27 protein-coding genes and 2 tRNA genes are annotated in these 26,891 nt (G+C 72.1%); 8 read left to right on the forward strand and 21 right to left on the reverse strand.

Going from position 1 to position 26,891, the window contains the following annotated elements; translation table 11 throughout:
• Positions 1–78: 78 nt before the first annotated feature.
• Both coaD and HWD93_RS06315 read right to left on the reverse strand, forming a co-directional pair.
• Complete coding sequence (gene coaD, locus HWD93_RS06310) at positions 79–573, reverse strand: pantetheine-phosphate adenylyltransferase (RefSeq protein WP_070416419.1); 495 nt, start codon at positions 571–573, stop codon at positions 79–81.
• A 20-nt stretch (positions 574–593) separates the two neighbouring features.
• Positions 594–2,783 (reverse strand): ATP-dependent DNA helicase RecG, encoded by a 2,190-nt coding sequence (locus tag HWD93_RS06315; protein ID WP_261646393.1) that lies wholly within the window; start codon positions 2,781–2,783, stop codon positions 594–596.
• 129 nt (positions 2,784–2,912) lie between these two features.
• Here HWD93_RS06315 and HWD93_RS06320 point away from each other — a divergent pair, with 129 nt between their 5' ends.
• Positions 2,913–3,476: an RsmD family RNA methyltransferase gene (locus HWD93_RS06320; RefSeq protein WP_070416420.1), complete on the forward strand. Its 564-nt coding sequence runs from the start codon at positions 2,913–2,915 to the stop codon at positions 3,474–3,476.
• Positions 3,477–3,505: 29 nt separating this feature from the next.
• On the opposite strand, the gene thiL is transcribed toward HWD93_RS06320, so the two are convergent.
• Positions 3,506–4,513 carry a thiamine-phosphate kinase gene (gene thiL, locus HWD93_RS06325; protein ID WP_261646382.1) on the reverse strand — a complete coding sequence of 336 codons (1,008 nt, stop codon included), beginning with the start codon at positions 4,511–4,513 and terminating at the stop codon, positions 3,506–3,508.
• Positions 4,514–4,537: 24 nt separating this feature from the next.
• Between thiL and HWD93_RS06330 the strand changes: the two genes are divergently transcribed.
• Positions 4,538–5,023: a DUF3515 family protein gene (locus tag HWD93_RS06330; RefSeq protein ID WP_071302177.1), complete on the forward strand. Its 486-nt coding sequence runs from the start codon at positions 4,538–4,540 to the stop codon at positions 5,021–5,023.
• Between the two features lie 7 nt (positions 5,024–5,030).
• Here HWD93_RS06330 and HWD93_RS06335 read toward each other — a convergent pair whose 3' ends face one another.
• From HWD93_RS06335 to leuC, 6 genes are all read right to left on the reverse strand, one after another.
• The gene (locus tag HWD93_RS06335; RefSeq protein ID WP_261646383.1) at positions 5,031–6,131 is read right to left on the reverse strand and encodes a D-alanine--D-alanine ligase family protein; all 1,101 of its coding nucleotides are present in this window, start codon (positions 6,129–6,131) and stop codon (positions 5,031–5,033) included.
• Between the two features lie 32 nt (positions 6,132–6,163).
• Complete coding sequence (locus tag HWD93_RS06340) at positions 6,164–7,177, reverse strand: NAD(P)H-dependent glycerol-3-phosphate dehydrogenase (protein ID WP_070419107.1); 1,014 nt, start codon at positions 7,175–7,177, stop codon at positions 6,164–6,166.
• A gap of 91 nt (positions 7,178–7,268) precedes the next feature.
• Complete coding sequence (locus tag HWD93_RS06345; protein WP_261646384.1) at positions 7,269–8,105, reverse strand: lysophospholipid acyltransferase family protein; 837 nt, start codon at positions 8,103–8,105, stop codon at positions 7,269–7,271.
• 4 nt (positions 8,106–8,109) lie between these two features.
• Positions 8,110–9,477 (reverse strand): UDP-N-acetylglucosamine 1-carboxyvinyltransferase, encoded by a 1,368-nt coding sequence (gene murA, locus HWD93_RS06350; protein ID WP_071296140.1) that lies wholly within the window; start codon positions 9,475–9,477, stop codon positions 8,110–8,112.
• A complete protein-coding gene (leuD, locus tag HWD93_RS06355; RefSeq protein WP_071296139.1) occupies positions 9,477–10,073 on the reverse strand; it encodes a 3-isopropylmalate dehydratase small subunit in 597 nt (198 codons plus the stop codon). Before leuD ends, murA begins: the two co-directional genes overlap by 1 nt.
• Entirely contained in the window at positions 10,073–11,512 is a 1,440-nt protein-coding gene (gene leuC, locus HWD93_RS06360; RefSeq protein ID WP_071302179.1) for a 3-isopropylmalate dehydratase large subunit, read from the reverse strand. Before leuC ends, leuD begins: the two co-directional genes overlap by 1 nt.
• A gap of 159 nt (positions 11,513–11,671) precedes the next feature.
• Between leuC and HWD93_RS06365 the strand changes: the two genes are divergently transcribed.
• Positions 11,672–12,739: an FUSC family protein gene (locus tag HWD93_RS06365; protein ID WP_261646385.1), complete on the forward strand. Its 1,068-nt coding sequence runs from the start codon at positions 11,672–11,674 to the stop codon at positions 12,737–12,739.
• A gap of 99 nt (positions 12,740–12,838) precedes the next feature.
• Here the strand turns inward: HWD93_RS06365 and HWD93_RS06370 are convergent, their stop codons facing one another.
• The 12 genes from HWD93_RS06370 to HWD93_RS06425 form a co-directional block, all read right to left on the reverse strand.
• A complete protein-coding gene (locus HWD93_RS06370) occupies positions 12,839–13,444 on the reverse strand; it encodes a histidine phosphatase family protein (protein ID WP_070416429.1) in 606 nt (201 codons plus the stop codon).
• Entirely contained in the window at positions 13,441–13,815 is a 375-nt protein-coding gene (gene crcB, locus HWD93_RS06375; RefSeq protein WP_261646386.1) for a fluoride efflux transporter CrcB, read from the reverse strand. Before crcB ends, HWD93_RS06370 begins: the two co-directional genes overlap by 4 nt.
• Positions 13,812–14,234: a CrcB family protein gene (locus HWD93_RS06380; protein WP_261646387.1), complete on the reverse strand. Its 423-nt coding sequence runs from the start codon at positions 14,232–14,234 to the stop codon at positions 13,812–13,814. The genes crcB and HWD93_RS06380 overlap by 4 nt, the downstream gene beginning before the upstream one ends.
• Before the next feature lie 135 nt (positions 14,235–14,369).
• On the reverse strand, positions 14,370–14,777 hold the full coding sequence (locus HWD93_RS06385) for a RidA family protein (RefSeq protein WP_175475873.1): 408 nt from the start codon (positions 14,775–14,777) through the stop codon (positions 14,370–14,372).
• Positions 14,778–14,848: 71 nt separating this feature from the next.
• Positions 14,849–14,921, reverse strand: a tRNA-Glu gene (locus HWD93_RS06390).
• Positions 14,922–14,992: 71 nt separating this feature from the next.
• Positions 14,993–15,068: transfer RNA gene (locus HWD93_RS06395), tRNA-Glu, on the reverse strand.
• 100 nt (positions 15,069–15,168) lie between these two features.
• A complete protein-coding gene (locus HWD93_RS06400) occupies positions 15,169–15,825 on the reverse strand; it encodes an MBL fold metallo-hydrolase (RefSeq protein ID WP_261646388.1) in 657 nt (218 codons plus the stop codon).
• A 51-nt stretch (positions 15,826–15,876) separates the two neighbouring features.
• Complete coding sequence (locus tag HWD93_RS06405) at positions 15,877–16,917, reverse strand: LacI family DNA-binding transcriptional regulator (RefSeq protein ID WP_261646389.1); 1,041 nt, start codon at positions 16,915–16,917, stop codon at positions 15,877–15,879.
• A 20-nt stretch (positions 16,918–16,937) separates the two neighbouring features.
• Positions 16,938–17,501 carry a hypothetical protein gene (locus HWD93_RS06410; RefSeq protein WP_261646390.1) on the reverse strand — a complete coding sequence of 188 codons (564 nt, stop codon included), beginning with the start codon at positions 17,499–17,501 and terminating at the stop codon, positions 16,938–16,940.
• 5 nt (positions 17,502–17,506) lie between these two features.
• Entirely contained in the window at positions 17,507–18,319 is an 813-nt protein-coding gene (locus HWD93_RS06415) for a carbohydrate ABC transporter permease (RefSeq protein ID WP_374115145.1), read from the reverse strand.
• 95 nt (positions 18,320–18,414) lie between these two features.
• Entirely contained in the window at positions 18,415–19,389 is a 975-nt protein-coding gene (locus HWD93_RS06420; RefSeq protein WP_071296132.1) for a carbohydrate ABC transporter permease, read from the reverse strand.
• Positions 19,390–19,548: 159 nt separating this feature from the next.
• The gene (locus HWD93_RS06425) at positions 19,549–20,811 is read right to left on the reverse strand and encodes an ABC transporter substrate-binding protein (RefSeq protein WP_254790905.1); all 1,263 of its coding nucleotides are present in this window, start codon (positions 20,809–20,811) and stop codon (positions 19,549–19,551) included.
• A gap of 314 nt (positions 20,812–21,125) precedes the next feature.
• Here HWD93_RS06425 and HWD93_RS06430 point away from each other — a divergent pair, with 314 nt between their 5' ends.
• The 5 genes from HWD93_RS06430 (at position 21,126) to HWD93_RS06450 (ending at position 26,593) form a co-directional block, all read left to right on the forward strand.
• Positions 21,126–22,475, forward strand: a complete 1,350-nt coding sequence (locus HWD93_RS06430; protein ID WP_229086639.1) for a glycosyltransferase — start codon at positions 21,126–21,128, stop codon at positions 22,473–22,475.
• A gap of 133 nt (positions 22,476–22,608) precedes the next feature.
• Entirely contained in the window at positions 22,609–22,779 is a 171-nt protein-coding gene (locus HWD93_RS06435; protein WP_156794728.1) for a hypothetical protein, read from the forward strand.
• 81 nt (positions 22,780–22,860) lie between these two features.
• A complete protein-coding gene (locus tag HWD93_RS06440) occupies positions 22,861–23,772 on the forward strand; it encodes a beta-1,6-N-acetylglucosaminyltransferase (RefSeq protein ID WP_261646391.1) in 912 nt (303 codons plus the stop codon).
• On the forward strand, positions 23,769–25,334 hold the full coding sequence (locus HWD93_RS06445; RefSeq protein ID WP_139201990.1) for a lipopolysaccharide biosynthesis protein: 1,566 nt from the start codon (positions 23,769–23,771) through the stop codon (positions 25,332–25,334). The genes HWD93_RS06440 and HWD93_RS06445 overlap by 4 nt, the downstream gene beginning before the upstream one ends.
• Positions 25,331–26,593, forward strand: a complete 1,263-nt coding sequence (locus HWD93_RS06450; protein WP_261646392.1) for a glycosyltransferase family 4 protein — start codon at positions 25,331–25,333, stop codon at positions 26,591–26,593. The genes HWD93_RS06445 and HWD93_RS06450 overlap by 4 nt, the downstream gene beginning before the upstream one ends.
• Positions 26,594–26,891 lie beyond the last annotated feature (298 nt).

Here is a 26,891-nt window from a genome sequence, read left to right on the forward strand (position 1 = left end):
CACGATCGACAAGCCTACATCGCTCGGGCCTGCGAGTCGAGGCGGGGGCGGGCGTGTCCGGTTCCGTGCGTCCGGCGCTCAGCGCCCGGTGTGCTCGTGGAGGGCCGCCGCGACCACCTGCGGCACGTACGGGGTCACGTCGCCGCCGAGGGACGCCACCTGACGGATGAGCGAACTCGACACGTGGGCGCGGGCGGCCTCGGGCAGCAGGAACACCGTCTCGACGTCGGCGAGGTGGCGGTTCATGATCGCCATCGGGGTCTCGTACGCGACGTCCTCGCCGGATCGGACGCCCTTGACGAGGACCTTCGCACCGACCTGCCGGCAGTAGTCGACGAGCAACCCCGAGGTCCACTCCCCGACCCGGACGTTGTCGGACACGCCCGTCTCGACGAGCGACTCCTCGATGAGGCGGACACGGTCGACCGCGTCGAACATCGCGGGCCGCTTGTCAGGGTTGTGCACGACGAGCACGTGCACCTCGTCGAAGAGCCCCGCCGCACGCCCGATCACGTCGAGGTGCCCGAGGGTCACGGGATCGAAGGAACCGGGGACCACCGCGATCTGCGCCATGCCAGCGACGATACCGGCGTTCAGTTCTTGCCGAGGAACGCGGCGTCGGACTCGTCGAGCCGCCGGGCCAGGGCTTCGCGGAGCGCGGGGTGCCCGTCGAGCTGCGGATCGGGCTCCAGCACGCGCTCGGCTTCCTCGCGCGCGTCGACGATGAGGTCGGCGTGCTCCACGACGCGCAGCAGGTTGAGCGACGACCGCCCGCCCGACTGCCGTTCGCCGAGCACGTCGCCCTCGCGCCGGAGCTCGAGGTCGACCCGCGCGAGCTCGAACCCGTCGTCGGACGCCGACACCGCGTCGACCCGTTCCCGCGAGGTCGTCTCGGCCTCGGCCGCGGTCACGAGCAGGCACACGCCGGCGTACTGGCCGCGGCCGATGCGCCCGCGGAGCTGGTGGAGCTGCGAGACGCCGAACCGGTCGGCGTCGAGCACGGCCATCATCGAGGCGTTCGGCACGTCGACGCCGACCTCGATCACGGTCGTGGCCACGAGCACGTCGACCGTTCCGGCCGCGAAGGAGGTCATCACCCGGTCCTTCTCGTCCGCCGTCATGCGGCCGTGCAGGACCTCGATCCGGCGGTCGGCGAGGACCGGCATCGTCCGCATGCGTTCCGCCGTGGCGAGCACGGTGGCCGGGGCGCGCTTCGGGGCGTCGTCGTTCGCCGGGTCGGGCTCGCCGTCGTCTTCCGTGTGGGCGTCGTCGATCGCCGGGCACACCACGAAGGCCTGTCGGCCGTCGGCGAGTTCCTCGGCCATGCGGGTCCAGATGCGGGACTCCCAGCCCGGGTGCTCGGCGAGCGGGACCGTGAAGGTCTCGACGCCGGCGCGGCCGGAGGGCAGCCCGGTGATCGTCGAGACGTCGAGGTCGCCGAACACCGTCATCGCCACCGTGCGCGGGATGGGCGTCGCGGTGAGGACGAGCACGTGCGGCGGTGTGGCCCCCTTCGTGCGGAGGGCCTCGCGCTGTTCGACCCCGAAGCGGTGCTGCTCGTCCACGACGACGAGGCCGAGCTCGGCGAAGTCGACCCGGTCGCCGAGGAGCGCGTGCGTGCCGACCACGAGCCGCGAGCTGCCGGACGCCGCCGCGAGCAGGGCTCGCCGCCGTTCGTCCGTCGACTGCGACCCCGTGAGGATCACCGGCCGGAGCTCGGCCGCGAGGTCGGGGCCGAGGAACTTCACGATCGACCGGAGGTGCTGCGCCGCGAGGACCTCGGTCGGGGCGATGAGCGCCGACTGCCCGCCGGACTCGGCCACGGTGAGCATCGCCCGGATCGCCACGAGGGTCTTGCCGGAGCCGACCTCGCCCTGTACGAGGCGGTGCATCGGCCAGTCCGCCGCCAGGTCGTGCGCGATCTCGGCGCCGACCGACCGCTGGTCGTCCGTGAGGGTGAACGGCAGCGTGGCGTCGAAGCGTTCGAGGATCCCGCCGGGCGAGGCGGAGCGCGACGTCGCAGCGGTGGCGCGCGCGGCGATCCGGCGCTGCACGAGGGCGGTCTGGAGCACGAACGCCTCGCGGTAGCGGAGGGCGTCCTGCGCGCGCTTGAAGTCCGCGACCTTCTCAGGGCGGTGCAGGAGTTCGAGGGCCTTGCGGAACGGCACGAGGTCGAGCCGGGTCCGGACCCGGGCGGGGATCGGGTCCGGGACGTCGGGCAGCGTGTCGAGCACGATCGCCATCGAATTGGCGATCTGCCACGAGGTCAGCGTCGACGTCGCCGGGTAGATCGGGATCGGCTGGCGGGAGAAGCGGATGGCTTCCTCGGACTCGGGGTCCGCCGTCGCCCGGGGGTCGTCGCGGTCGAACAGCTCGTAGTCGGGGTGGGCGAGCTGCCGTGCGCCGCGGTAGTCGCCGACCTTGCCGGAGAAGATGCCGCGAGCACCGGGCACGAGGTCCTTCGTCCGCCAGCCCTGGTTGAAGAACGTCAGGGTGAGCAGCCCCTTGCCGTCGCCGATCTTGGCTTCGAGGATCGACCCGCGGCGCGCACGCATCGTCCGTTCGCGGACGTCGACGACCTCGGCCACGATCGTCACCGACTCGCCGATCGCGAGGGAATCGAGCGCGGTCAGGGCACCGCGTTCGGCGTAGCGCCGGGGCGCGTGCTCGAGGAACTCGCCGACCGTGCGGTACCCGAACGCCTTCTCGATCGCGCTCGCCGTCCGTCCGCCGAGGACGTTCGACAACCGCGCGTCGAGCGGTGCGGGGCCAAGGTCCGGCACCGCCGGCTCGGTTGTCGTTCCGGTCGTGACCACACGTCAACGGTACCCGGCGGCACCGACGCGATCCGCGCCTCCTGGACCGCCTGTGGAGAACGCCTGGAGCGCCCGGCGGCCCGCTACGGTGGCTGCATGACCCGCATCATCGCCGGCGCCGCCGGCTCCACGACGCTCCGGGTGCCGAAGTCCGGCACACGGCCGACGAGCGACCGGGTGCGCGAGGCGCTGTTCTCGTCGCTCGAGGCACGCGGGCTCGTCGACGACACCTCCGTCGCCGACCTCTACGCCGGCACGGGCGCCCTCGGGCTCGAGGCGGCGTCCCGCGGTGCGGTCGAGGTCGTGCTCGTCGACCGGGCGTCGGCGGCGGCGCAGGCCTGCCGGGCGAACGCGAAGGCCGTGCAGCAGCGGGTTCCCGGCGTGCGGATCGACGTGCAGCCGCAGCCGGTGCTCGGGTACCTGCGCGGCACCGTCCGGACGTTCGACCTGGTGTTCATCGACCCGCCGTACGACGTCACCGAGCACGAGCTGGCCGAGGTGCTCGAGACGCTCGTGCCCCGGCTCACGGCGGCCGCGGTGGTGGTCGTGGAGCGGAGCAAGCGCTCCCCCGAGCCGACGTGGCCCGCGGGGCTCGAGCCGTTCAGCAAGCGGAGCTACGGCGAGACCGTCGCGTGGGAGGCCGTGGTCGCCGCCGCCTGACGCCGCGGTCCCCCGCGCCCGCGAGCCGGTCAGCCGGCCGCGCCGTCCCAGTCGGCGTACGGGTCCCAGCCGGTCGTCGGCACGGGCACTCCCCCGCGCACGAGGTCCGCGTCGCCCCGGTCGAGCACGACGCCGATCCGACGGAACCCCCCGGGCAGCGGGACACCGGGCGGGAACGCGGCGAGCAGCCCGTGGTCCTCGCCGCCGTGCAGCGCCACCTCGTCGATGACGGGCCCGGTGCCGGAGGCCTCGTCGAGCGCCAGTGTCACCCCGCTGGCCCGGGCGAGCCGTCCGGCGTCGATCGCCAGCCCGTCGGAGAGGTCGAGCATCGCCGTCGCCCCCGCGGACGCCGCGCGTGGCCCGTCCGGGATCGGCGGGACCGGGCGCCGCTGTCGTCCGACGTCGGGGTCCGTGTCCGCGCCGCTCGCCACGACCGCCTCGCGGGAGGGTTCGCCGTCGGCGTCCACACCCTCGCGGAAGAGCCGCGTCAACCCGCGCGCCGCCGGTCCGAGCTCCCCCGAGACGGCGAGGACGTCCCCGGGGCGGGCACCCGAACGGACGACGGGGGCACGGCCCTCGAGGTCGCCGAACGCCGTCACCGACACCGTGAACGCCGACGACGTGGAGAGGTCCCCGCCGACGACACCGCAGCCGGGCGCCAGGGCGTCGACCGCCAGGCGCACCCCGTCCGCGAAGGACTCGAGCACCGCCACGGGGGTGTCCTGCGGTGCCGCCAGGGCGATCACGAGGCCGGTCGGCACCGCACCCATCGCGGCGACGTCGGACAGGTTCGTCGCCGCGGCCTTCCACCCGACGTCCTCGGGTGCAGACCAGGCCCAGCGGAAGTCCGGCCCGTGCACCATCATGTCCGTGGTCACCACGAACCGGCCGTCCGGTGCCGCCACGACCGCGCAGTCGTCGCCGGGGCCGAGCAGCGGCGCTCCGGCGGGCAACCGGCGCACGATGCGGTCGAGGACGACGAGTTCGCCGAGCTCCCCCACGGTCGGTCCGGCCCAGGCGTCGTACGTCGCGTCCACACGAGAACGGTAGCCTGGACGTCGATGGACACCGTGCGCCGCCCCACCCGGAAGACCGCGATCGTGGGCGTCGTGATCGCCCTCGCGGCCGGTCTGACCGGCTGCACGAACGCCGTCGCGATGTCCCCGGCGCCCTCCGCCGACGCCGCCGCGTGCGCAGCGGTGCAGGTCCGGCTGCCGGCAGCGGTCGACTCGAAGTTCGACCTGCGGAACACGAACGCCCAGTCGACGGCGGCGTGGGGCGACCCCGAGGTGGCCCTGTACCACTGCGGCGTGGCCGTCCCGACGGTCTCCGACCTGCCGTGCTTCTCGCTCGGTGACGTCGACTGGATCCGGGACGACCGTGGCGGGCAGATCGTCTACACGACCTTCGGGCGGTCGCCGGCGGTCCAGCTCGTCATCGACGCGACGAAGACCACGAACCAGGTCGTGCAGGACGTCACCGACGCGGTGTCGACGCTCCCGAAGGACGGGCACCAGTGCCTGGACCCGTCCGACGTCGACCAGTAGGCCCGGGTCAGCGGACGGCGGCGCGCCCCAGCTCGATGAGCTCGCGGACGAGCTCGCCGTAGGACACGCCCGACGCCGCCCAGCAACGCGGGTACATCGACAGCGGCGTGAACCCCGGCATCGTGTTGACCTCGTTCACGACGAAGCCGTCGTCGGTCAGGAAGCAGTCGACGCGGGCGAGCCCGGAGCCGCCGATCGCCTCGAACGCCCGAGCGCCGATCGACCGGATCTCGTCGGTCTGTGCCTCGGTGAGCGAGGCCGGGCAGAGCAGCGACTCGTCACCGCCGAGGTACTTCGACGCGAAGTCGTAGAAGCCGTCCTCGGCGACGACGATCTCGCCCGGCAGGCTCGTGCGCGGGACGCCGTCACGACCCTCGAGCACCGCGACCTCGACCTCGCGCCCGATCACCCGCGGCTCGACGATGACCTTGGAGTCGTGCTCGAACGCCAGGTCCATCGCGGCACCGAGCTCGTCGGGGCCGTCCACGCGGGACACCCCCATGCTGGAGCCCGCACGTGCCGGCTTCACGAAGAGCGGCCACCCGTGCGCGGCGATCGCCTCGGCGACGTCGACCGGGTCGGCCGACCACTCGCGACGGAGCACGGTCGTCCACGGCGCGACCCGGAGCCCGGCGTGCTCGAGGACCGCCTTGGCGACGTGTTTGTCCATGGCCAGGGCGCTCGCGAGCACCCCGTCGCCGACGTACGGCAGACCGGCGATCTCGAGGAGCCCCTGGACGGTGCCGTCCTCGCCGAACGGGCCGTGCAGGATCGGGAAGACGATGTCGACCGCGATCGTCGTGACGGAGCCGTCCGGGTGCGAGACCACGAGCTCGTTCGTCGCCGGCGACGTCGGGAACGCCACGCGGGTGCCGTTGTCGGGCACGGTCGGGAGCGTGCCGTCACGCAGCGCCCACTGCGCAGGGTCGTCGGACTGGAGCGTGAACGCCCCGTCCTTCGTGATGCCGATCGGCACGAGGTCGTACTCGGCACGGTCGACGACGTCCATGATCCCGCCGGCGGTCACGCAGCTGATCTCGTGCTCGCTCGAACGGCCGCCGAACAGCACGGCGACGGTCGTCGGTGGCACGGGTGCGATCGTGGGCATGGCAGTCCTCTTGCTGGTCGGGGTCGGACCGGTCACTCGCCCTGGGGTTCGTCGGTCTCGGTGAGGTGCGGCGCGATGTTGCGCGGATCGAGCCTACCGGCGAGCACCTCGGCGACCTGCCCCACGATGGGCATGTCGACGCCGTTCGCCGCGGCGAGCTCGAGGATCGGCGCGACCGAGGCGAGCCCCTCGGCGGTCTGGTTCATCTGGCGGACGACCTCGTCGAACCGGTACCCCTGGCCGAGCAGCCGCCCCGCGGTGTTGTTCCGCGAGAGCGGTGACTGGCAGGTGGCGATGAGGTCGCCGAGACCGGCGAGCCCGGACAGCGTCGAGGGCTGCGCGCCGAGCGACACCGCGAAGTCGGTCATCTCGGCGAGTCCGCGCGTGATGATCGACGCCTTCGTGTTCTCGCCGTAGCCGACGCCGTCGACGATGCCGATCGCCACGGCGATGAGGTTCTTCAGCACGCCGCCGAACTCGGTGCCGATGACGTCGGTGTTGATGAACGACCGGAAGTACGGGTTCGTGGCGACGGCGGCCACCGCGCTGGCGGTCTCGGCCGACGACGAGGACACGACGGCCGCGGTGGGCTGCCGACGCGCGATCTCGAGCGCCAGGTTCGGGCCGCTCGCGACGGCGATGCGGTCCTGGTCGATGCCGAGGCCCTGGAGCAGGACCTCGCTCATCCGCAGACCGGTCGCCTTCTCGACGCCCTTCATCAGGCTCACCACGGGCACCCCCGGCGCGAGCAGCGGCGCGATCGCGTCGAGGTTCGACCGCAGGGTCTGCGACGGCACCGACACGTACACCTGCTGGGCGCCGTCGAGCACGGCGGACAGCGACGTCGAGGCGGTCAGGGTGCGCGGGAGGTTGATGCCGGGCAGGTACTCCGAGTTGCGCTTGGTCTCGGTGATCTCGCGCGCGACCTCGGGGCGACGTGCCCACACGACCGTGTCGGCACCGCCCTCGGCGAGGACCTTGGCGAACGTGGTCCCCCAGCTGCCGGCACCGATGACGGCGACGCGCGGCTTGTCGGTCGACTGCATGACCACGCGGATCGCGGCGGTGTCCACCGCTCCGGGGGCTGCGACCGCGGGGTCCGGGTGGTCATCGTGCGGGCGGAGGCCCGGTCGCTGCTCACTCAAACCGGCCGGTCTCCTTCTGGTTGTTCGCCGCCGGGTCCCAGCGGGTCGGGGGTGCCTGCTGCCCGCGGAGCTCCTCGAGCAGCGCGGTGATGTGCCGCATGAGCAGCTCGGTCGCCTCGACGAGCACCTGCTGGTCGATCGGCTTGCCGCGGTACGCCGACAGGTCGACGGGGTCGCCGACGATGACGTCCACACGCGACGGCGGGATGAGCCGGAGCTTCTTGCCGTACCGCGCCATGATGTTCTGCGTGCCCCAGTGGGCCATCGGGATGAGCGGCACGTCGTTCTCGAGCGCGATCCGCACTGCGCCGGTCTTGCCGCGCATCGGCCACAGGTCGGGGTCACGGGTGAGCGTGCCCTCGGGGTAGACGATGATGGCGCCGCCCTGCTCGATGAGGGACCGGCCGCCACCGAGCGGGTCGCTCAGCCGGGTACGGCCGGAACGCTCGACGGGGATCTGGCCCATGCCGGACATGATCTTGCCGAAGACCGGGACCTTGAAGAGCGACGCCTTCGCGAGGAAGCGCGGCGCCCGACGGGACAGCCAGACCGCCGTGCCGACGACGAGCGGGTCGATGTTGGTGAAGTGGTTCGGTGCGAGCACGAACGCACCCTCGGCCGGCAACCGGTTCGGGCCGTGCCAGTGGTAGCGCGCGGAGAAGCGGAAGGTCGGGATGACCACGGTCGCGAGGATCCGGAAGGCCGTGTTCAGCTCGCCGCGGCGCCACCGGCGCCCAGGGACGGGCATGCCGGTGGTGACCTGCGAGGCGGAGGCGCGCCGCGCCTCCTGGCCCTCACCGTCACCGCGAGATGCCGGAGCAGCAGTCACCGCGCTAGCCCGCGAAGTCGAAGTCGGCGCCGAGCTTGCGCAGCTTCGGGATGAAGTGCTCGTAGCCGCGGCTGATGATGCCGACGTTCGTGATGTGGGACTCGCCCTCGGCGGTGAGTGCCGCGATGAGGTGGCTGAAGCCGCCGCGGAGGTCCGGGACGCGGACGTTGGCGGCGTGGAGCGTCGTCGGGCCGGTGATGACCGCGGCCTGCTCGAAGGGACGGCGGGCGACGCGACGGTCGTGCCCGGGCAGGCCCTCCTTGTGGACGACGATGTCCGCGCCCATCTCGTTCAGGGCGTCGGTGAAGCCGAAGCGGTTCTCGTACACGGTCTCGTGCACGATGCTCTGCCCGGCGGCCTGGGTCAGGGCCACGACGAGCGGCTGCTGCCAGTCCGTCATGAACCCGGGGTGCACGTCCGTCTCGATGACGACCGGCTTGAGGACCTCGAGCTCGCGGTAGAAGCGGATGCCGTCCTCTTGGATGTCGAACCCGCCGCCGACCTTTCGGAAGACGTTGAGGAACGTCATGAGCTCCTGCTGCTTCGCACCCTCGACGAAGATGTCGCCGTTGGTCGCGAGCGCGGCGGAGGCCCAGCTGGCGGCCTCGTTGCGGTCGTTGATCGCACGGTGCGTGTAACCGCGGAGCGACTGCACGCCCTCGATGAAGATGACGCGGTTCGGCTCGACCGAGACGATGGCGCCCATCTTCTGCAGGATCGCGATGAGGTCCATGATCTCGGGCTCGATCGCGGCGTTCCGGAGCTCCGTGACGCCCTCGGCGAGGGTCGCGGACAGCAGGACCTGCTCGGTGGCGCCGACGCTCGGGTACGGCAGCTCGATGTACGCGCCCTTGAGGCCGTCCGGGGCGGTGAGGTGGATGCCGTTGACCTGCTTGTCGACGACCGCGCCCATGGCACGGAGGGCGTCGAGGTGGAAGTCGATCGGGCGGTCGCCGATGCGGCAGCCACCGAGGTCGGGGATGAACGCCTCGCCGAGCTTGTGCAGCAGCGGACCGCAGAACAGGATCGGGATGCGGCTCGAACCGGCGTGGGCGTCGATCTCGGCGAAGTGCGCCGACTCGACGTTCGACGGGTCGAGGATGAGCTCGCCTCGTGCAGGATCGGTGATGCGCACGCCGTGCACCTCGAGCAGCCCGCGGACGACCTTGACGTCGGAGATGTCCGGGACGTCCTTGAGGATCGACGGGGTGTCACCGAGCAGCGACGCAACCATGGCCTTGGTCGCGAGGTTCTTCGCCCCGCGGACCTCGATGCGTCCCACGAGCGGCTTGCCCCCGCGGATGACGATCTCGTCCGACTTGAGGCCCACGCGCGCCCCTGCGGCCGCTGCGTCCTGTACGAGAGAGTTCACTACTTCACCGGCAATGTCTTCGGCCGCCAACGGGAGCGGCGGGATTCGAACTCCGTGATCGAGGTCTCGTCACGGAGGGTGAGCCCGATGTCGTCGAGCCCTTCCATCAACCGCCAACGAGTGTAAGCGTCGATCTCGAAGGGGACGTCCACATCCCCGAGCGACACGCGCTGCGCCACCAGGTCCACGGTCGCCGACACCCCCGGGTTCCGCTCGATCTCGGCCCAGAGCCGCTCGACTTCCGATTCGGTCACGATCGCGGTGACCAGTCCCTGCTTGCCCGCGTTGCCCTTGAAGATGTCGGCGAAGCGAGGCGAGATGACGACCGCGAAGCCGAAGTCACGCAGTGCCCAGACGGCGTGCTCACGCGACGAGCCGGTGCCGAAGTCCGGGCCTGCCACCAGGACCTTCGCGCCCTGGTACTCGGGCTGGTTCAGCACGAAGTCGGGGTCCTGGCGCCAGCCGGAGAACAGGGCGTCCTCGAAGCCGGTCTTCGTGACCCGCTTGAGGTAGACCGCGGGGATGATCTGGTCGGTGTCGACGTTGGACCGCTTGAGCGGTGCGGCGATTCCGGTGACGGTCGAGATCTTGTCCATCAGTGTGCCCCTTCCAGGACGGCGTTCGACTCGGACGTCTCCAGGTCCCACGGGCTGGAGAGCGTGCCGCGCACGGCGGTCGCCGCGGCCACGAGCGGGGACACCAGGTGGGTGCGCCCTCCCTTGCCCTGACGTCCCTCGAAGTTGCGGTTCGACGTGCTCGCGCAGCGCTCCCCCGGCGCGAGCTGGTCGGGGTTCATGCCCAGGCACATCGAGCAGCCGGCGAACCGCCACTCGGCGCCGAACTCCGTGATGACCTTGTCCAGCCCCTCGGCCTCGGCCTCGAGACGGACCCGTGCGGACCCGGGCACGACCATGACCCGGACCCCGTCGGCCTTCTTGCGGCCCTGGATGATCGACGCGAAGGCCCGGAGGTCCTCGATGCGCGAGTTCGTGCACGACCCCATGAAGACCGCGTCGACGGCGATGTCCTTCATCGGGGTGCCGGCCGCGATGTCCATGTACTCGAGCGCACGCTGCGCGGCGGCCTGGTCGTTCGGGTCGTCGAAGTCCGCGGGCGACGGCACGCTCTCGGACAGCGAGACGCCCTGGCCGGGGTTCGTGCCCCAGGTGACGAAGGGCTCGAGCTCGTCGGCGTCGATGAAGACCTCGGCGTCGAACACCGCGTCGTCGTCGGTCGACAGGGTGTCCCAGTACGCGACGGCGTCGTCCCAGTCCTGGCCGGTCGGGGCGTGGTCGCGACCCTGCACGTAGTCGTAGGTGGTCTGGTCGGGGGCGACCATGCCGGCGCGGGCACCGGCCTCGATCGACATGTTGCAGATCGTCATGCGGCCCTCCATCGAGAGCGCACGGATCGCCGAGCCGCGGTACTCGAGCACGTAGCCCTGCCCGCCGCCCGTGCCGATCTTCGCGATGACGGCGAGGATGATGTCCTTCGCCGTCACGCCCGGACGCAGCGTGCCCTCGACCGTGATCGCCATGGTCTTGAAGGGCTTGAGCGGCAGGGTCTGGGTCGCGAGGACGTGCTCGACCTCGGACGTCCCGATGCCGAACGCCATCGCACCGAACGCCCCGTGCGTGCTGGTGTGCGAGTCGCCGCAGACCACCGTGATGCCGGGCATGGTCAGGCCGAGCTGGGGACCGACCACGTGGACGATGCCCTGCTCCTTGTCGCCCAGGGAGTGCAGGCGGACGCCGAACTCCTCGCAGTTGCGACGGAGCGTCTCGATCTGGGTCCGGCTGGTCGGGTCCGCGATCGGACGGTCGATCGCGAGGGTCGGGGTGTTGTGGTCCTCGGTCGCGATCGTCAGGTCCAGGCGGCGCACCGGACGGCCGGCCTGGCGCAGGCCGTCGAACGCCTGCGGACTCGTGACCTCGTGCACGAGGTGGAGGTCGATGTAGAGGAGGTCGGGGTTGCCGTCCTCGCCCTTGACCACGACGTGGTCGTCCCACACCTTCTCGGCGAGCGTCTTTCCCATCGGCCCGACCCTTCCTCGTTGTCGTCGATGCGCCGCTGTCGCGGCTCGGTCCGGCGAGTCTAGCAGGTTGGTATACCAACGTGCTCCCGCGTCTGTCCGGCGGCCTGGAGGCGCGGTTCGACTCCGCGACACCCGTCGCGGTGGGAAGATGGTCGCGACATGACGACACCTGCGCACTCGACCCGGACCATCAACATCGAGGGCGCGATCCGCGCCGCGGTCGCCGGTGGCGCCCCGCTCGCGCTGCTCATCGCCCTCGGGATGCCCGGGTACGCCGCCTTCGCCATGTTCGCCGGGTTCACGGCGATCTTCGGCGCCACCGAGCCCTACCGGCAGCGTGCGGTGACGACCGGTGTCGCCGGCGGGATGCAGGCTGCGTGCATGGCCGCCGGCGTGGGTGTCGCCCTGGCCGGGTCGCAGCTCTGGATGCAGGCGGTCGGGCTCGTCCTCGTGCTCGTCCTCGCCGTCTGCACGCTCAGCGCCCTCCGCTCGATCCCGGCGCAGCCGATCTTCCCGGTGTTCGCGTTCCTCGTCTCGTCGCTCGTGCCGGTCCGGCCGGACGACGTCCCGGTCATCGCCACGATCATCGTGTGCTCGGTCGTCTGGGCCTGGCTCGTCGCGATGTCCGGCTCCGTCCTGCGCCTGGTGCTGCACCCGCACGCCCCGCACCGGTTCCGGCCGCTGGCAGAGCGCAAGCACCGTTCGCTCGCGGTGCTCCGGACGCCCGCGCTGTGGGAGACCGTGGCCCTCAACGTGGTCGGAGCGCTCGTCGCCGGGGCCGTCGCCGAGACGATCCCCGGGCTCGGGCACCCCTACTGGGCGGTCATCGCCGTGGTGTCGACGCTGCCCGCACTGCGCCAGCGGCACACGGTGTTCCGGGCGTTCCAGCGGTTCATCGGCACGATCGGCGGCACCGTGATCGCGGTGGGCATCCTGCTGCTGGAGCCCTCGGCGTGGTGGATCGTCCTGATCGCCGTCGTCGGGCAGTTCTTCGCCGAGATCTTCGTCGCGCGGCACTACGCCGTGTGCCTGCTCTTCCTCACGCCGCTCGCGCTCGCCGTGTCGTGGCTGAGCCTGCCCGAGGCGCCGGAGCTCCTCGCGCTCGACCGCGTCGCGCAGACCACCCTGGGCGCGCTCGTCAGTGTCGCGCTGCTGTTCGTGGGGCGTGGGATCGAGCGGCGGCGCGGTCGCGCGCTGGGCGCGACGAGCGCGATCCGCACCGTCTGACGCGGGCTGCGCGGACAGGAGGCGCGGGTCGGGCCGGCACCGCGCCTCCCGTCCGCAGCAGGCCGCCGCAGACCCGCTGCGGACGCGTGCGCGGACGCGTCAGTCGCGGGGCTGGATGTTCCAGGCGTCGATGACGGGACGGCCGTGCTCGTACCCGAGCACGCTCACCGAGGCGGTGCCGAGCTTCAGCACGGCGCCGTCCTGCGGTGCGAGGCGGATCCACGCGGCGCCGAGCGCGCGGAGGACGTGCCCGTGGGCGACGACGATCGCGTCCTGCCCCTCGGCGAGGACCGGTCGGGCACGGTTGAGGATGCGCTCGACGCGGACCCGGACCTCGGCGGCGTTCTCGCCGGGGGTGTCACCGGCGGGCACGCCGTCGGTCCAGAGGTCCCACGGGCCGTGCCGGAGGACCTTGATCTGCGGCGTGGTGAGCCCCTCGTACGCGCCGTAGTCCCATTCGTAGAGGTCCTCGTCGAGCTCCGCGTCGACACCGACGAGCGCCGCCGTGTCGCGGGCACGCTGCAACGGGCTGGACAGTGCCAGCGCGAACGTGCGGTCCGCCAGGTACCGGCCGGCGCGCTTCGCCTGCTCGATGCCGTTCTCGGTGAGCGGGATGTCGGTGCGGCCGGTGTGCTGCCCGCTCTTCGACCACTCCGTCTCTCCGTGACGGACGAGGACGAGTTCGCCGGGGCGTTCCGAGGTCATGTGTTCCTTCCGATGAGCAGGCCGAGCGCGGCTGCGCCGACCGAGACGACGAGCATCCCGAGGCCGTTCAGGACGGCGAGCCGGGGCTTGCCGGATCGGAGGAGCTGTACGGTCTCGACGCTCGCCGTCGAGAACGTCGTGTACCCACCCATCATGCCCGTTCCGAGCACCGTGACGACCGGGAGCGGGATCGTGCCCGCCTGCCCGAGGCCCGTCAGGACCCCGAGGACGAGCGATCCGGACACGTTGATGACGACCGTGCCGAGCGGGAAGCCGGACACCCGGGCCTTCACGACGCCGTCGAGGAGGAAGCGCAGCGCCGCGCCGACTCCCCCGCCGACCGCGACGAGGAGCAGTTCGAGGGCGTTCACCGGGCTCCTCCGGACCGGAGCACCGTGGCGAGCCCGATGCCGGCCACGACGGCGAGCAGCCCCGCCGCCACCGTGAGCAGGGCGTACCCGCTACCGGCACCCCAGCGACCGACGTCGAGCAGCTGCGCGGTGTCGTCGGCGAGCGTGCTGTAGGTCGTGAAGCCGCCGAGGATCCCGGTGCCGACGAACAACCGCAGGCCCCGACGACGCCCGACGTCCGGGCCGCGGTGCGCCAACGCCTCGAGCAGGAGGCCGAGGCAGAACGCGCCGACGACGTTGATCGCGAAGATCGCCCAGCTGATGCCGGCGTGCGCGGGGAAGACCTCGGCGAGGAGCGCTCGGACACCGGTGCCGATCGCCCCGCCGAGTGCGACGACGCCGAGCATCGACCAGCGGAGGTGGAGTGGACGTTCGTGCATGGTGCTCCTATCGCCGAGCACGCCGGATCGTCTCCGCGCGTGCGGTGTTCTCGGGATAGGGACCGTTGGCGGCTGGCCGCGGTTGGGTCCGGCAGGCCCCACTGCCGGGTCTGACGACCGGATCAGCGTACCGCGTCAGTCCGCGACGGCCGCGATGCCCTCGATCTCGACGAGCTGGTCGTCGTACCCGAGGACGGTCACCCCGACGAGGGTGCTCGGCACGTCGTGGTCGCCCACGGCCTCGCGGACGACCTCCCACGCGGCCACGAGGTCGGCCTGCCGCGTCGACGCGACGAGGACCCGGGTCTGGGCGAGGTCGGCGATCCCGGCCCCCGCGGCGTCGAGCGCGGTGCGGAGGTTCTCGACGCACTGCGCCGCCTGACCGCGGACGTCGCCCACGGCCACGGTCCGGCCGTCGGCGTCGAGGGGGCACGCGCCGGCGAGGAACACGAGTCGGCTGCCGGCGGGCACGGACGCGGCGTACGCGTACTCCGCGACGTCGCTGAGGGCACCGGAACGGATGAGCTGCACGACACTGGTCACCCCGTCAGCCTCGCAGAGCCGATCGGGACGACGAAAGCCCCCCGGCGGACCGGAGGGCTTTCGTGCTGGTGTGACCCCAGCGGGATTCGAACCCGCGTTACCGCCGTGAGAGGGCGACGTACTAGGCCGCTGTACGATGGGGCCGTCACACATGGGAATCCCCCGCCCGGAAGCGGGGGTCATGGTCGTTGTCGGAGTCGGAGGCAAGCCACCTGTGGTGACCCCAGCGGGATTCGAACCCGCGTTACCGCCGTGAGAGGGCGACGTACTAGGCCGCTGTACGATGGGGCCGTTCCGACAACTCGACAAGTATTGCACAAGCCCCGCGCCGTGCCAAAACGAGGCGTGTCGCCCGGGTGCGCCGCCATGCCGCGGCGGGACAACCGCTCCGTCAGATCGTGAGGGACTCCCCGGGACGGAGGACGACGAGCGCGCCGGAGGGCTCCACCGCCTCGCGGAGACGACCGGTGTGCATGCCGTAGCCGACGTCGGAGAGCGTTGCCTCGTGCACGGGGTAGGCCAGGTGGGGCCCGACCGCGAGGACGTAGTCCATCATCTCGGAGACCTTGAGCCACGGGGCGCCGACGGGTGCGGCGAGGACCTCGACCGGGACGTCGGGCACCGTGTAGGAGTCGCCCGGGTGGAAGAGCCTGCCGTTCACGAGGACACCGGTGTTGTCGACGATCGGGACGCTCGAGTGGATCAGGTTGTGGCGCATGCCGTGGAACGACAGGTCGAACGGGCCCATGGTGCGACGGTCCCCGGCGGTGACGACGTCCACCACGACGCCGTCCGCGCCGCCCGCGTCGCTCGCGCCGGCGAGCGCCCGGGCGACACCGGCGGGGCCGATCACGACCGCCCCGGGGTTCGCGTCGAGGATCCGCCGGACCTGCTCGGGCGTGACGTGATCCGGGTGCTCGTGGGTGACGACGACGGCGACGACACCGGTGACGTCGACGGGCCGGGTGAAGTTGCCCGGGTCGATGACGAGGCGCGCGCTGCCCTCGGTGACGATCTGGCAGGCGTGCTCGAGCTTGGTGACCTCCATGCGGGCGACCCTACGCGGCGGCGTGGCGGAGCGGCGCGGCGATGCCACCGCCTACGCGCGGACGGCCCGGGGCGGCCCCGTCGTCGACCGCACCACGAGGTGCGCCGGGGACGCCGGCAACGGCCCCGCGAGCCCGCCGTCGACCTCGGCGAGCACTGCCCGCGCCGCGACCCGACCCTGGGCCACCGGGTCCTGGGCGATGGTGGTCAGCCCGGCGACCTCGCCGTACTCGTGGCCGTCGATGCCGATGACCGAGACGTCCTCCGGCACCGAGAGGCCCGCTCGACGCGCGGCGAGCACCACCCCGAGTGCCATCTCGTCCGACGCGCAGAACACCGCGGTCGGCCACGCGCCGTCACGCCCGACACCGCGGCGCCCGTCACGCCCGCCGAACAACGCCTCCCCCGCGTCGACGCCGCCCGCGAAGGAGAACCGTCCGTCGAGGATCCAGTCCTCCCGCACCGCGATCCCCCGCGCGGCGAGGGCGTCCACGAACCCGTCCCGGCGCAGCCACGGCACCGCCACGTTCATCCCCGCCTCGTCCTGTCCGCCGACGTAGGCCACATCCCGGTGCCCGAGTCCGCACAGGTGGTCGACGGCGATCCCGGCCACGGCGACGTCGTCCACGCCGACGTTCCGGAGGCCCGGCGCCGGCCCGCCGATCACGATCATGGGGTGCCGCGTGAGTTCGAGCTCGGCGCGCTCGGTCTCGTCGAGCACGAGCGACAGCAGGACGAGTCCGTCGACCCGGTGCCGCAGCATCGACCGTCGGAACGCCCGGTCGCGGTCGCCGCCGGGTCCGCCGAGGTTGTACAGCACCAGGTCGTACCCGGCCCGCCGCAGTTCGGCGTCGACACCGCCGAGCGCCTTCACGTAGAACCACCGGTCGATCACCGGGACGACGACGCCGATCGCACGCTGCCGCCCCGTGGCGAGGCCGGCCGCCGCCGAGCTCGGCACGTACCCGAGCTCGTCGGCGACCCGTCGCACCTCGTCGATCGTGGTGTCCGCGACCGTCGACATCCCACGCAGTGCGCGGGACACCGTCGACTTCGACAGGCCCGTGACGGTCGCGATCTCCTGGATGCCCATGGACGGTCCCGGGAGGCCCGTCACCCGTCCGACGGCCGCCGCACGTCGGCGACGGGGCCGGTCTGCGCTCGCGCGACCGTCGGCGCACTGCCCGCCCCGGGGAGCGCACTGCCCGCCCCGGGGAGCGCCGTGCCGGGCGCTGCTCCGGGGATCGGGGCAACGCGCCGCGTCCGAGCGGCCCGACGACCGGCGGGCGCGAGTTCGTCCCAGCCGACGTGGCGGTGCACCCGACCGTCCGTCGCGGGCTGCACGGCGACGCGGGACGGATCCGACCGCCACCCCGACGGACCGGCACCGGCCGCAGCGACCGGCGCCGCCGACGGCCGCGCGACCGAAGCGTGGACCGGCGCCGCCCCGCCGACACCGTCGGTCGAACGGGTGCGGCGGAGCACCGACACCCGCCACCGGTCGAGCACCACCACGCCGAGCACGCAGACGAGCAGCGTGAGCGCCCAGCCGAGCGCCGGGCGACCGGTGAGCTCGCAGAACACCGTGGCCCCGAGGAACAGGATGCCGAACGTGCCGACGAAGCCGATGGCCTCCTCGATCCGGGCCGTGGGCCGGGTCGGTCCGCGCTGTGCCATGGTCGTCAGCCCTTCACGCCGCCGGCGGTGAGGCCGGCCACGATGCGTCGTTGGAAGATGAGCACGAGGACCACGAGCGGGATGGTGACGATCGTGCCGGCGGCCATCACCGCCGTGTAGGGCTCCTGGTGCGGCTGGGACCCGGCGAACGAGGCGATCGCCACGGTCACCGGCTGCGTCGCGTCGCTCGAGAGCTGGGAGGAGATGAGGTACTCGTTCCAGCTGGAGATGAACGCCAGGATCGCCGTCGTGAACACGGCCGGGGCGGCCAACGGCAGGATGATCCGTCGGAACGCCTGCACCCGGGTGCACCCGTCGATGCGTGCCGCTTCCTCGAGGTCCCACGGCATCTCGCGGAAGAAGCTCGCGAGCGTGTAGACGGTCAGGGGCAGCACGAACGAGATGCTCGGCAGGATCAGCGCCTGGTACGAGCCCATCCACCCGATGTCCGTGAACAGCTGGAACAACGGGGAGATGAGCGCGACGCCCGGGAACATCGACGCCGCGAGGATCGCACCGGCGATGAGCGACTTGCCCTTGAACTCCAGACGGGCCAGGGCGTACGCGGCACTCGTCCCGACGAGCAGGGCGATGATCGTCACGACGCCGCCGATGAGGAGGCTGTTCGCGAGCGCCCGCCCGAGGTGGTTGCCGAGCGACGTCGAGAACGCCGTCGCGTAGTTGTCGAGCGTGACGTGCGTCGGCCACGGTGTGGCGTCGAACGTGAACCCGACGTCGCGGAAGCTGGTCACCACCATCCAGTAGAACGGCAGGAGGCACCAGACGGCGATGACGACGGCCTGCACGGCGGTGCGGATCCGCGGGCCGGTGTGGCGCTTGACCCGTACGTCGCTGCGGTCGACGGCGATGTCGCGGGCTCGGGCGTTGGACCGGGGACGGTCGGCTGCGAGGGTCACTTGAGCTCCCCCTTCTGCTGGGCGGCCTGCGTCTGCACCACGTTGGCGCCGAGGAACCGCACGAAGACGAACGCGACGATGAAGATCACCAGGAAGGTGATGGTCGACAGTGCCGACGCGGAGTTGAAGCCCTGCCGGATCTGTTCGACGACGAGGATCGACAGGGTCGTGGTGGCGTTGCCGGAACCACCGCCACCGCCGGTGAGGATCGCCGGCAGGTCGTACATGCGCAGCGCGTCGAGCACGCGGAACAGGACGGCGACCATGAGCGCCGGCTTGATGAGCGGCAGGGTGATGAGCACGAAGCGCTGGACGGTGGAGGCGCCGTCCATCTTGCCGGCCTCGTAGACCTCTTCCGGGATGAGCTGCAGCCCCGCGAGGATGAGCAGCGCCATGAACGGCGTGGTCTTCCAGGTGTCGGCGATGATGACCGCCCACCGGGACGCCCACTCGCCGCTCGTCCAGAGGATCTGCTGCCCGATGACGTGGTTGAGCACGCCGTTCGCGTCGAAGATGAAGTACCAGAGCTTCGCGGTGACGGCGGTCGGGATGGCCCACGGCACGAGGATCGCGGCACGGACGAGGGCGCGGCCCTTGAAGTTGCGGTTCATGATGATCGCCATCCACACGCCGATCACCGTCTCCAGGGCGACGGTGACGACCGTGAAGAAGAACGTGTTGCCCATCGACACCCAGAACTGCGAGCCGAGGCTGCCGGGTGGGCAGGTGACGTTCCCGCACTGCTGCCCGAGCCAGTGCACGTAGTTCGTCACGCCGGCGAAGCCGCCCTCGACGAAGAGCTGGGTCGCCTTGTCGAGACCCTGGTCGAGTTGGAACGACTGGATGATCGCGCTGACCACCGGGTAGCCGATGACGATGGCGAGGAGCACGATCGTCGGGCCGATGAGGTACACGGCCCATCGGCCGTGCTCGGCGTTGAGTCCGCCCTTGCGCCGCTTCTGCGGCTCCATGCCCGTCGGGTTGGGGATGGCGGCGGGGATCTCGGTTGCTGCTGACACGTGACGGCCTCCTTGCCGGGTGTCGGAACGCAGGATGGGACGGACGGGAGGCGCGGGGCGGGGTCGACCCGCGCCTCCAGTCCGATGCGGCGAACGCCGCGTGCTCGGGTGCTAACTGCCGCTGCTGGTGGCCGTCTTGAGGGCCGCCTGCATGTCCTTCATCGCCTCGTCGACGCTCTTCGATCCCTTGAGCGCGGCGTAGGTGTTGTCCTGGATCGCCTTCGTCACGGCCGGGTAGAACGGCGTGACCGGGCGCGGCTCGGCCGACTCGATGGACTTGAGCAGGGTCGGCAGGTAGGGCAGCTTGCTCGTCAGCTCGGAGTCGGTGTAGAGGTCACCGACGACCGGCGCGAGGGAGCCCTGCGTGGCGAAGAACTTCTGCGTCTCGTTCGACTCCAGGAACTCGAGGAAGTCGTGCGCGGTCGCCTTGTGCTTCGAGTACACGCTGATCGCGGCGTTGTGACCGCCGAGCGTCGAGGCGCCGGTGCCGTCCTTGCCGGGGATCGGTGCGATGCCGAAGGTGTCCTTGACCGTGCTCGACCCGTCCGTCTTCGCGAGGCTGTAGACGTACGGCCAGTTGCGCAGGAACAGGAGCTTGCCGGCCTCGAAGGCGGTGCGGCCCTGCTCCTCCTGGTAGGTGATCGCCTCGGCGGGGATGTTGCCGTCCTTGAAGGCGTCGACCAGGTTCTGCAGGCCGGCCTTCGCGTCGGACGTGTCGACGTCCGGCGTGCCGCCCTTGCTGAGGACCGAGCCGCCGGAGCCGTTGATCGCCTCGGAGGCGTTCACGGTCAGGCCCTCGTACTTCGCGAACTGCCCGGCGTAGCAGCCGATGCCGGCCTGCTTGGCGATGTCGCAGTCCTTCATCATCTCGTCCCAGGTGGTCGGGGGCGTCTTGACGAGGTCCTTGCGGTAGTAGAGCAGCGCGCCGTCGGAGGTCTGCGGTGCCGCGTAGAGCGTGTTGTTGTAGGTGGCCGTCTTGACGGTGGCCGGCAGGAGCTTCGACGTGTCGATCTTCATGCTGCCGGTGAGCGGGGTGAGCCAGCCCTTCGCCGCGAACTCGGCGGTCCAGACGACGTCCACGTCGACGACGTCGTAGTTCGCGTCCTTCGCCTGGAAGTGCTGCACGAGGTCGTCGTGCTGCTGGTCGGCCTGGTCGGACTGCTCCTTGAAGGTGACCTTCTCGTCGGGGTGGGCCTTGTTCCACTTCGCGATCAGGGGGCGGACGACGTTCGAGTTGTCCTTGCCCTGCACGTAGGTGATGGGCCCGCGGCTGTCCTGACCGTTCTTGGCGTCGTCCGACGCCGAGCTGCCGCTCGAGCACCCGGTCAGCACGAGGCCGATGACCGCGATCCCCGCTACGGATGCGAACCGCACTTTGGCGCGTGTTGTCTTCACAGTGTCGTCTCCACGTTGAGATCACCAGGCGAGGACCATCGGGTCGACGCTGCCTGGAGCAGGCGACGCTGCCTGCTGGAGGAGGAAGCTACGCCCGCTCTCAGCCGTTCGCAACCGGTTGCAAAGATTCCGTGACCTGCTCGTGACCACCGTGCGCCGTTCGCTTTTCGGGTGTGAGCGCTCACCCTCGTCCGGGGGCTCGTCAGCGCGGCCGTGCGGGGTTCCGCACGATCACCGCCAGCGGCCCCGCTCCCCGTTGTCGCCGCCGCGGCCTGGCACCTACCGTCCTCACCATGGCCACCACCAGCACCGCTCGTGCACTCCCCGCACCCCGACGCGTGATCGACGTCGACCTCGACGCACCGCTCCCCCGCCTCGTCGCGGACGGCACGGGCTCGTCCGCGCTGGTGATCGGCTACCGCGGCGGGCGTCCGACGGGCACGCTCGACGTCGAGCTCACCGACGACCCCGCCGACGCCGCCCGTGCGCTCGGATCGCTGCGGGAAACCGTGCTCGCCGACGTCGAACCGGTGCCGGATGCCCTCCTGCCGACGATCTCCGTGGTCGTCTCGACGGTGGTGGACCGCGTCGAGGACCTCGGCGCACTGCTCGACGTCCTCGAGCACCTGGACTACCCCGACCACGAGGTGATCGTCGTCGACAACCGCGTCCGAGTGCCCGCCGACGACCGGCTCCCGGCACTGCTCGCGGGTCGGGGCGTGCGCCTCGTGACGGAGCGCCGGCCCGGCCTGTCCGCCGGCCGCAACGCCGGGGTCGCCGCCGCCCGCGGCGAGGTCGTCGCGTTCACCGACGACGACGTGCGGGTCGACCCTCAGTGGCTGCGCGCACTCGGAGCGCGGTTCGTCCGCGAGGCCGACCTCGACGCGGTGTCCGGCGTGATCCTCCCCACCGAGCTCTCGACGCCGGCGCAGATCTGGTACGAGGCGTACTACGGCGGGTTCAGCGGCGAGCGCACCTTCGCGCCCGTCACGATCGTCCCCGACGACGTCGCCGGCACGATGCGGCACGCGCGGGTGCAGGCGGTCCGCCCGGACGGGTCGGTCGTGAAGCACTTCGCCGTGTACGGCATCGGTGCCTACGGCGCGGGCGCCAACATGGCGTTCCGGCGGTCGGTGATCGACGCCGTCGGCGGGTTCGACACCACGCTCGGCGCGGGCTCCCCGGCCCGTGGCGGCGAGGACCTGGCGATGTTCATCGAGACGCTCTGGCGCGGTGGGCGCATCGGGTTCGAGCCGCGCGCGGTCGTGCACCACCGGCACCGGCAGAGCATCGAGGACCTGCACAAGCAGCTGCACGGCAACGGCGTCGGGTTCACCGCGCTGATGTGCGCCCTCGCCGCCAAGGACCGGCGGCACGTCGCGGTCCTCGCCCGGCTCGTGCCCGCCGCCGCGATGGTGAAGCTCCGCGAGACGGTCGGACGACTGCGCACCGGCAGCGCACCGGCCCCCGCTGCCGTCGAGTCCGCGCCCGTCGGCCCTGCGATCCCCGCCGTCCCGGACGCCGGGGTGCCGCGGTCGCTGGCCTACCACGAGCTCCGGGGCTTCCCGGCGGGCCCGGCGGCGTGGTTCCGCAGCCGTCGTCGCTGGCGGGACGTCGAGGCCGGGCGGTTCCACGCCGGGTGACCCCGCGGGCGGTTCCACGCCGGGTGACCCCGCGGGCGGTTCCACGCCCGACCCCCGCTGTCGGCGGACGCGTCGCTCCCTGCCCCGTAGGATCGGTGCAGCTGCCCGTACCGCGCGGGTCGGAGGAGGACGCATGCCGCTGGGGCCCACGCTCGTGCTCGAGCCCGTCACCGTGCCGACGTCCCACGCCACCACGGAGACGGCCGTCTGCGTGTGCGGCCACGCGCAGGACGCCCACGAGCACTACCGGCCGGGCAGCGACTGCGCCCTCTGCGACTGCCCGAGGTACCGCCGCCGCCGGTGACCGCTGCGGGAAACCGCCGCTTCCCCGCACCCGCCCCGGGACCGCCTTGTCGGTGTCCGGACGGCCCTGTTCACTCGAGACATGGCCAACTCCCCCGCGGCGCTCGCGTGCATCGTCCTCGCCCACGAGGACCCCCAGCACGTCCGACGACTCGTCGAGGCACTCGACCCGTTCCCGGTGTTCCTGCACGTCGACGCGCGGACCCCGGACGACGTGCACCGTGCGATGACCGAGGGGCTCCCCGACCGGGTCCGCCTCCTGCCGCGACTGCGGACGGGCTGGGCGAAGTGGGAGAACGTCGCGGCCGAGGTCTCCGGCTACCGTGCTGCCCTCGCCGAGACCGGCGCGCGCCACGTGGCGGTGCTGACCGGCAGCGACTACCCGCTGGCGAACCCCGCCGAGATCACCGCGCTGCTCGACGCCCACCGCGACCAGTCCTTCCTCATCCCGCACCCCCTCCCGCACGCGGCGTGGGGCGCCAGCGGCGGGGTCGCGCGCATGCGGTACCCGCACTGGGCGTGGCGGAAGCACATGCTCCGCCTGCCGATCCCCCGACGGATCCCGCGTGACGTCGTGCTCACCGGCGGCTCGCAGCTCAAGGTCCTCAGTGCCGCACACGCAGCCGCGGTCGTCGAGGTCGTCGATGCCCGTCCGGACCTCGTCCGCTTCTGGCGCCGCACCTGGATCGCCGACGAGTCGTTCGTGCCGACCGTGCTGAACTCCCCCGCCCTGGTCGACGGCTTCGCCGAGGACCACGTCCCGCACACCCTGTGGTTCATCGGCTGGGACGGCTCGAAGATGAAGAGCCCGCCGTGGCTGACGCTCCCCCACGCCGGTCGACTCCTCGAACGATGGACGACGGACCCCACCGCGATGCCGCACCTCTTCGCCCGCAAGTTCTCGACCGCTGCGAGCTCGGACCTGCTCGACCTCGTCGACCAGGCGTTCGGACTCCGACAGCACGTCCGGACCCCGGAGGTGGGTGTCTCGTGACCGTTCCCCAGACCCGCCGCGAGGCCCGCCACGCCGCAGCCACCCCGCCCGACGCCGACAGCACCGGTCGGAAGGCCGCTGCGGTCGAGGCCGCCGAGGCAGCCGCCGCCGTCGAGGCCGCCGCCCACACCGTCCCCGACACCGGCAGCACCGCGGTCCAGAAGGGCGCGTCCGTCCTGTTCGGCCGTGGCCTGCTGTACGTGGTCGTGTGGTCGATGCAGCTCGTCGTGAGCTCGCTGATCTCGCCGGTGCTCGCGCACCTCATGCCGCTCTCCGAGTTCGGGGTGCTCGCCTCGGCGATCGCGCTCTACCAGGCGCTCGTCGTGCTCGCGGTCGCGGGACTCGACCAGGCGTCCGTGCTGCAGCGCGCCGAGGACGGCGGTGACGACCGGAAGGCCCGCGGGCTCATCGCGGTCGGCATCGTCCTCGCAGCCGTCGTCACCGCGGTCGCCCTCGCCACGATCCCGCTCTGGGGCGACGTCGCCGGGTTCGTCGGCGAACACCCGATCCTGCTCGTCGCGGTCCTCTGGATCTTCCCCGCCGCGGTCGTGCAGCTCTCCCTCGCGATCCTGGTCGCCCAGGACCGCATCCGGGTCTTCGCGGTCACGAGCCTGCTGTCCTCGGTCGGCGGTTCGATCATCGGCCTCGGCCTGCTCGTGTTCGTGCACGCCGACGCCACGACCTACGCCTGGGGCGGCGTGTTCGCCCAGGCCGCCGCGATGGTCATCGGCTTCGCGGCGACCCGACCGCGCCTCGCCGGCCTGTTCGACCGCCAGACCACCGCACGGGCCTTCAAGCTCGGCGTGCCGATCGCCCTCGGCAACCTGTCCTACTTCGTGCTGAACGCCGGCGACCGGATCGTCGTGCAGCGGCTGCTCGGCCCGGACGAGGTCGCGCGCTACCAGATCGCCTACGTCGTCGGCTCCGCCGTGATCCTCCTGCTGACCTTCACGAACCAGGCCTGGGCACCGCACTTCGCGGCGCTCCGGGACGCCGTCGCCCGTCGACAGCTGGCCCTGCACGCCCGGGACCAGCTGTACCTGCTGCTCGCCCCGGTGCTGCTCGCGGTCACCCTCGTGTCACCGGTCGCGCTCCCGATCCTCGCGCCGGCGTCGTACCGCGTGCACGAGCTCACCGTCGTGGTCTTCATCGTGGCGCTCACGGCGTTCCCGGTGATCGCCAGCGGCGCGACCGGACGGCTCCTGCTCGTGGAGCGTCGCGGCGTCGCCGTCGGGGTGATCGCGGCCATCGCCGGTGCCGTCAACATCGGAGCGAACCTGCTGTTGGTCCCGCTGCTCGGCATCGCCGGCGCCGGGGTCTCCACGGTCTTCGCCTACATGGTGCTCGCGGCGCTCCAGCAGCTCTCGCTCCCCGACCGCCGGGAGTGGCGCGGCCCGCGTGCCCGGACGGTCCTCGTGCTGGCGGCCGTGGTGGTCGTCGCCGGGGTGTCCGTCCTCGTGCCCCAGGACCTCGTGTGGAACATCGTCCGCGTCGCCGGCGTCCTCGGCTGCCTGCCCTGGTTCATCCGCAGGCTCGCGATCGCCCGAGGAGGCACACCGTGACCCACGCCCCGGAACGCCCCGACCGTCGACTGCGGATCGCGGTCGTCACGAACGGGCTCGCCATCACCGGCGGGGTCGAGCGGTGCGTCCTCGAGGACACCCGCGAGCTCGTGCGCGCCGGGCAGGACGTCGAGGTCTGGCACCGCGGCCACCTCGCCCCGGGACCCGACGGCGCCGAGCCCGGCAGCGACCAGTTCGCCGAGCTCGGGGTCGCCCTGCACCGCACCGGCGACCGGTCCTTCGGCCTCCGCAGCGCAGCCGGCGACGCCGCACGGTTCGTCCTCGACGGCCTCCGTCTCCGCCGCTCGCGCCCCGACGTCATCTGGCTGAACCGGCCCGAGCACCTCCCCTGGGGTCGTGTGGCGTCCGTGGTCTCCGGCGTCCCGCTCGTCGTGCACCTGCACCACGCGCCGAACTACCGACGCCTCGGGCCGATCGCCGGCGGCCGCACGCACTACCTGGCCGTCTCGCACGCGATGGCTCGTGCGTGGGCGGACGTGGGCATCCCGGCCTCGCGGATCACCGTCGTCCCGAACGGCGTCGACACCGCACTCTTCCCCGCGGCCGCGCCGTCCGCGACCGTCCGCGCACGCCGCACCCTCGGGCTCGACGACGACACCCGCACCGTCCTCTACTACGGCCGCCTCACCCGGTCGAAGGGCGTGCTCGCACTGCTCGAGGCCTGGCGCCTCGTGCTCGAGCAGGACGCCGAACGCCACCGCGCCCGCGCGCCGCGCGCCGCCGTGCGTGCCCTCACCCCCGCGCTCGGGCCCGCCAGCACGCACCACGCCACGCAGCCGCACCACCCGCCCGTGCTCGTGCTCGCCGGAGCGGCCGACCCCGACGACGCCGAGGAGGTCCGACGCGCCGTCGCGTCCCTCCCCGCCGGCTCCGTCGTGCTCCTCCCCGAGCGGGACGACGTCGTCACCCTGCTCCACGCCGCCGACATGGTCGTCGTGCCCTCCATCGAACCCGAGGGCTTCGGCCGGGTCGTCGTCGAGGCGATGTCCGCCGGCCGCCCGGTCGTCGCCGCCGAGAGCGGTGGCACGGGCGAGATCCTCGCCGGCGAGTGGGCGACGTCGACCGTCGACCCGACCGACCCCGAGGCGCTCGCCACCAAGGTCCTCGACACCCTCGACCGCGCCGACCGCGACCCCTCCCTCGGCGAGCGCTGCCGCGCTTGGGTGCGCGACCACTACGGCCGCGGACCGCACGTGGCCGGTCTCCTCCGCGCCCTGCTCACGCACGCCCGTCGCTGAAGCCCAGGAGGCGCGGCTCCCCCTGGCACCGCTCCTCCCGTCCGTCGCGTGCTCGCGCCCGTGTCGCCTTCTCCTCGCCGCCTGACCGTTCTGGTTCGCGATCCCCGGCGATCGCGAACCAGAACGGTCACACCTCCCGTCCAGAACGTGCTCTCCCCGCGCGATGCCCGCCCGTTCCCGCAGGCGTCCGCCCGCCGGTACCGCGCCGCCCGCCGCGATGAGGTCGCGCCCACGACGACGGTCACCCGCGGCGGCACGAGCCGCACCAGCGTGCGAGCTCGCGCGCGCGGCGCAACGG

This window comes from Curtobacterium sp. C2H10 (genome assembly GCF_025407985.1).
GTDB lineage: Bacteria > Actinomycetota > Actinomycetes > Actinomycetales > Microbacteriaceae > Curtobacterium.

Bases quoted from the DNA above. Each gene is read 5' to 3' on its own strand.
- HWD93_RS06440 (WP_261646391.1), top strand. From the start codon at position 22,861: ATGGCCAACTCCCCCGCGGCGCTCGCGTGCATCGTCCTCGCCCACGAG.
- HWD93_RS06430 (WP_229086639.1), top strand. From the start codon at position 21,126: ATGGCCACCACCAGCACCGCTCGTGCACTCCCCGCACCCCGACGCGTG.
- HWD93_RS06330 (WP_071302177.1), top strand. From the start codon at position 4,538: ATGGACACCGTGCGCCGCCCCACCCGGAAGACCGCGATCGTGGGCGTC.
- HWD93_RS06435 (WP_156794728.1), top strand. From the start codon at position 22,609: ATGCCGCTGGGGCCCACGCTCGTGCTCGAGCCCGTCACCGTGCCGACG.
- HWD93_RS06365 (WP_261646385.1), top strand. From the start codon at position 11,672: ATGACGACACCTGCGCACTCGACCCGGACCATCAACATCGAGGGCGCG.
- HWD93_RS06335 (WP_261646383.1), bottom strand. From the start codon at position 6,131: ATGCCCACGATCGCACCCGTGCCACCGACGACCGTCGCCGTGCTGTTC.
- HWD93_RS06380 (WP_261646387.1), bottom strand. From the start codon at position 14,234: ATGCACGAACGTCCACTCCACCTCCGCTGGTCGATGCTCGGCGTCGTC.
- leuD (WP_071296139.1), bottom strand. From the start codon at position 10,073: ATGGACAAGATCTCGACCGTCACCGGAATCGCCGCACCGCTCAAGCGG.
- HWD93_RS06340 (WP_070419107.1), bottom strand. From the start codon at position 7,177: ATGCAGTCGACCGACAAGCCGCGCGTCGCCGTCATCGGTGCCGGCAGC.
- HWD93_RS06400 (WP_261646388.1), bottom strand. From the start codon at position 15,825: ATGGAGGTCACCAAGCTCGAGCACGCCTGCCAGATCGTCACCGAGGGC.
- leuC (WP_071302179.1), bottom strand. From the start codon at position 11,512: ATGGGAAAGACGCTCGCCGAGAAGGTGTGGGACGACCACGTCGTGGTC.
- HWD93_RS06420 (WP_071296132.1), bottom strand. From the start codon at position 19,389: ATGGAGCCGCAGAAGCGGCGCAAGGGCGGACTCAACGCCGAGCACGGC.
- HWD93_RS06320 (WP_070416420.1), top strand. From the start codon at position 2,913: ATGACCCGCATCATCGCCGGCGCCGCCGGCTCCACGACGCTCCGGGTG.
- HWD93_RS06370 (WP_070416429.1), bottom strand. From the start codon at position 13,444: ATGACCTCGGAACGCCCCGGCGAACTCGTCCTCGTCCGTCACGGAGAG.
- coaD (WP_070416419.1), bottom strand. From the start codon at position 573: ATGGCGCAGATCGCGGTGGTCCCCGGTTCCTTCGATCCCGTGACCCTC.
- HWD93_RS06410 (WP_261646390.1), bottom strand. From the start codon at position 17,501: ATGGCACAGCGCGGACCGACCCGGCCCACGGCCCGGATCGAGGAGGCC.
- HWD93_RS06405 (WP_261646389.1), bottom strand. From the start codon at position 16,917: ATGGGCATCCAGGAGATCGCGACCGTCACGGGCCTGTCGAAGTCGACG.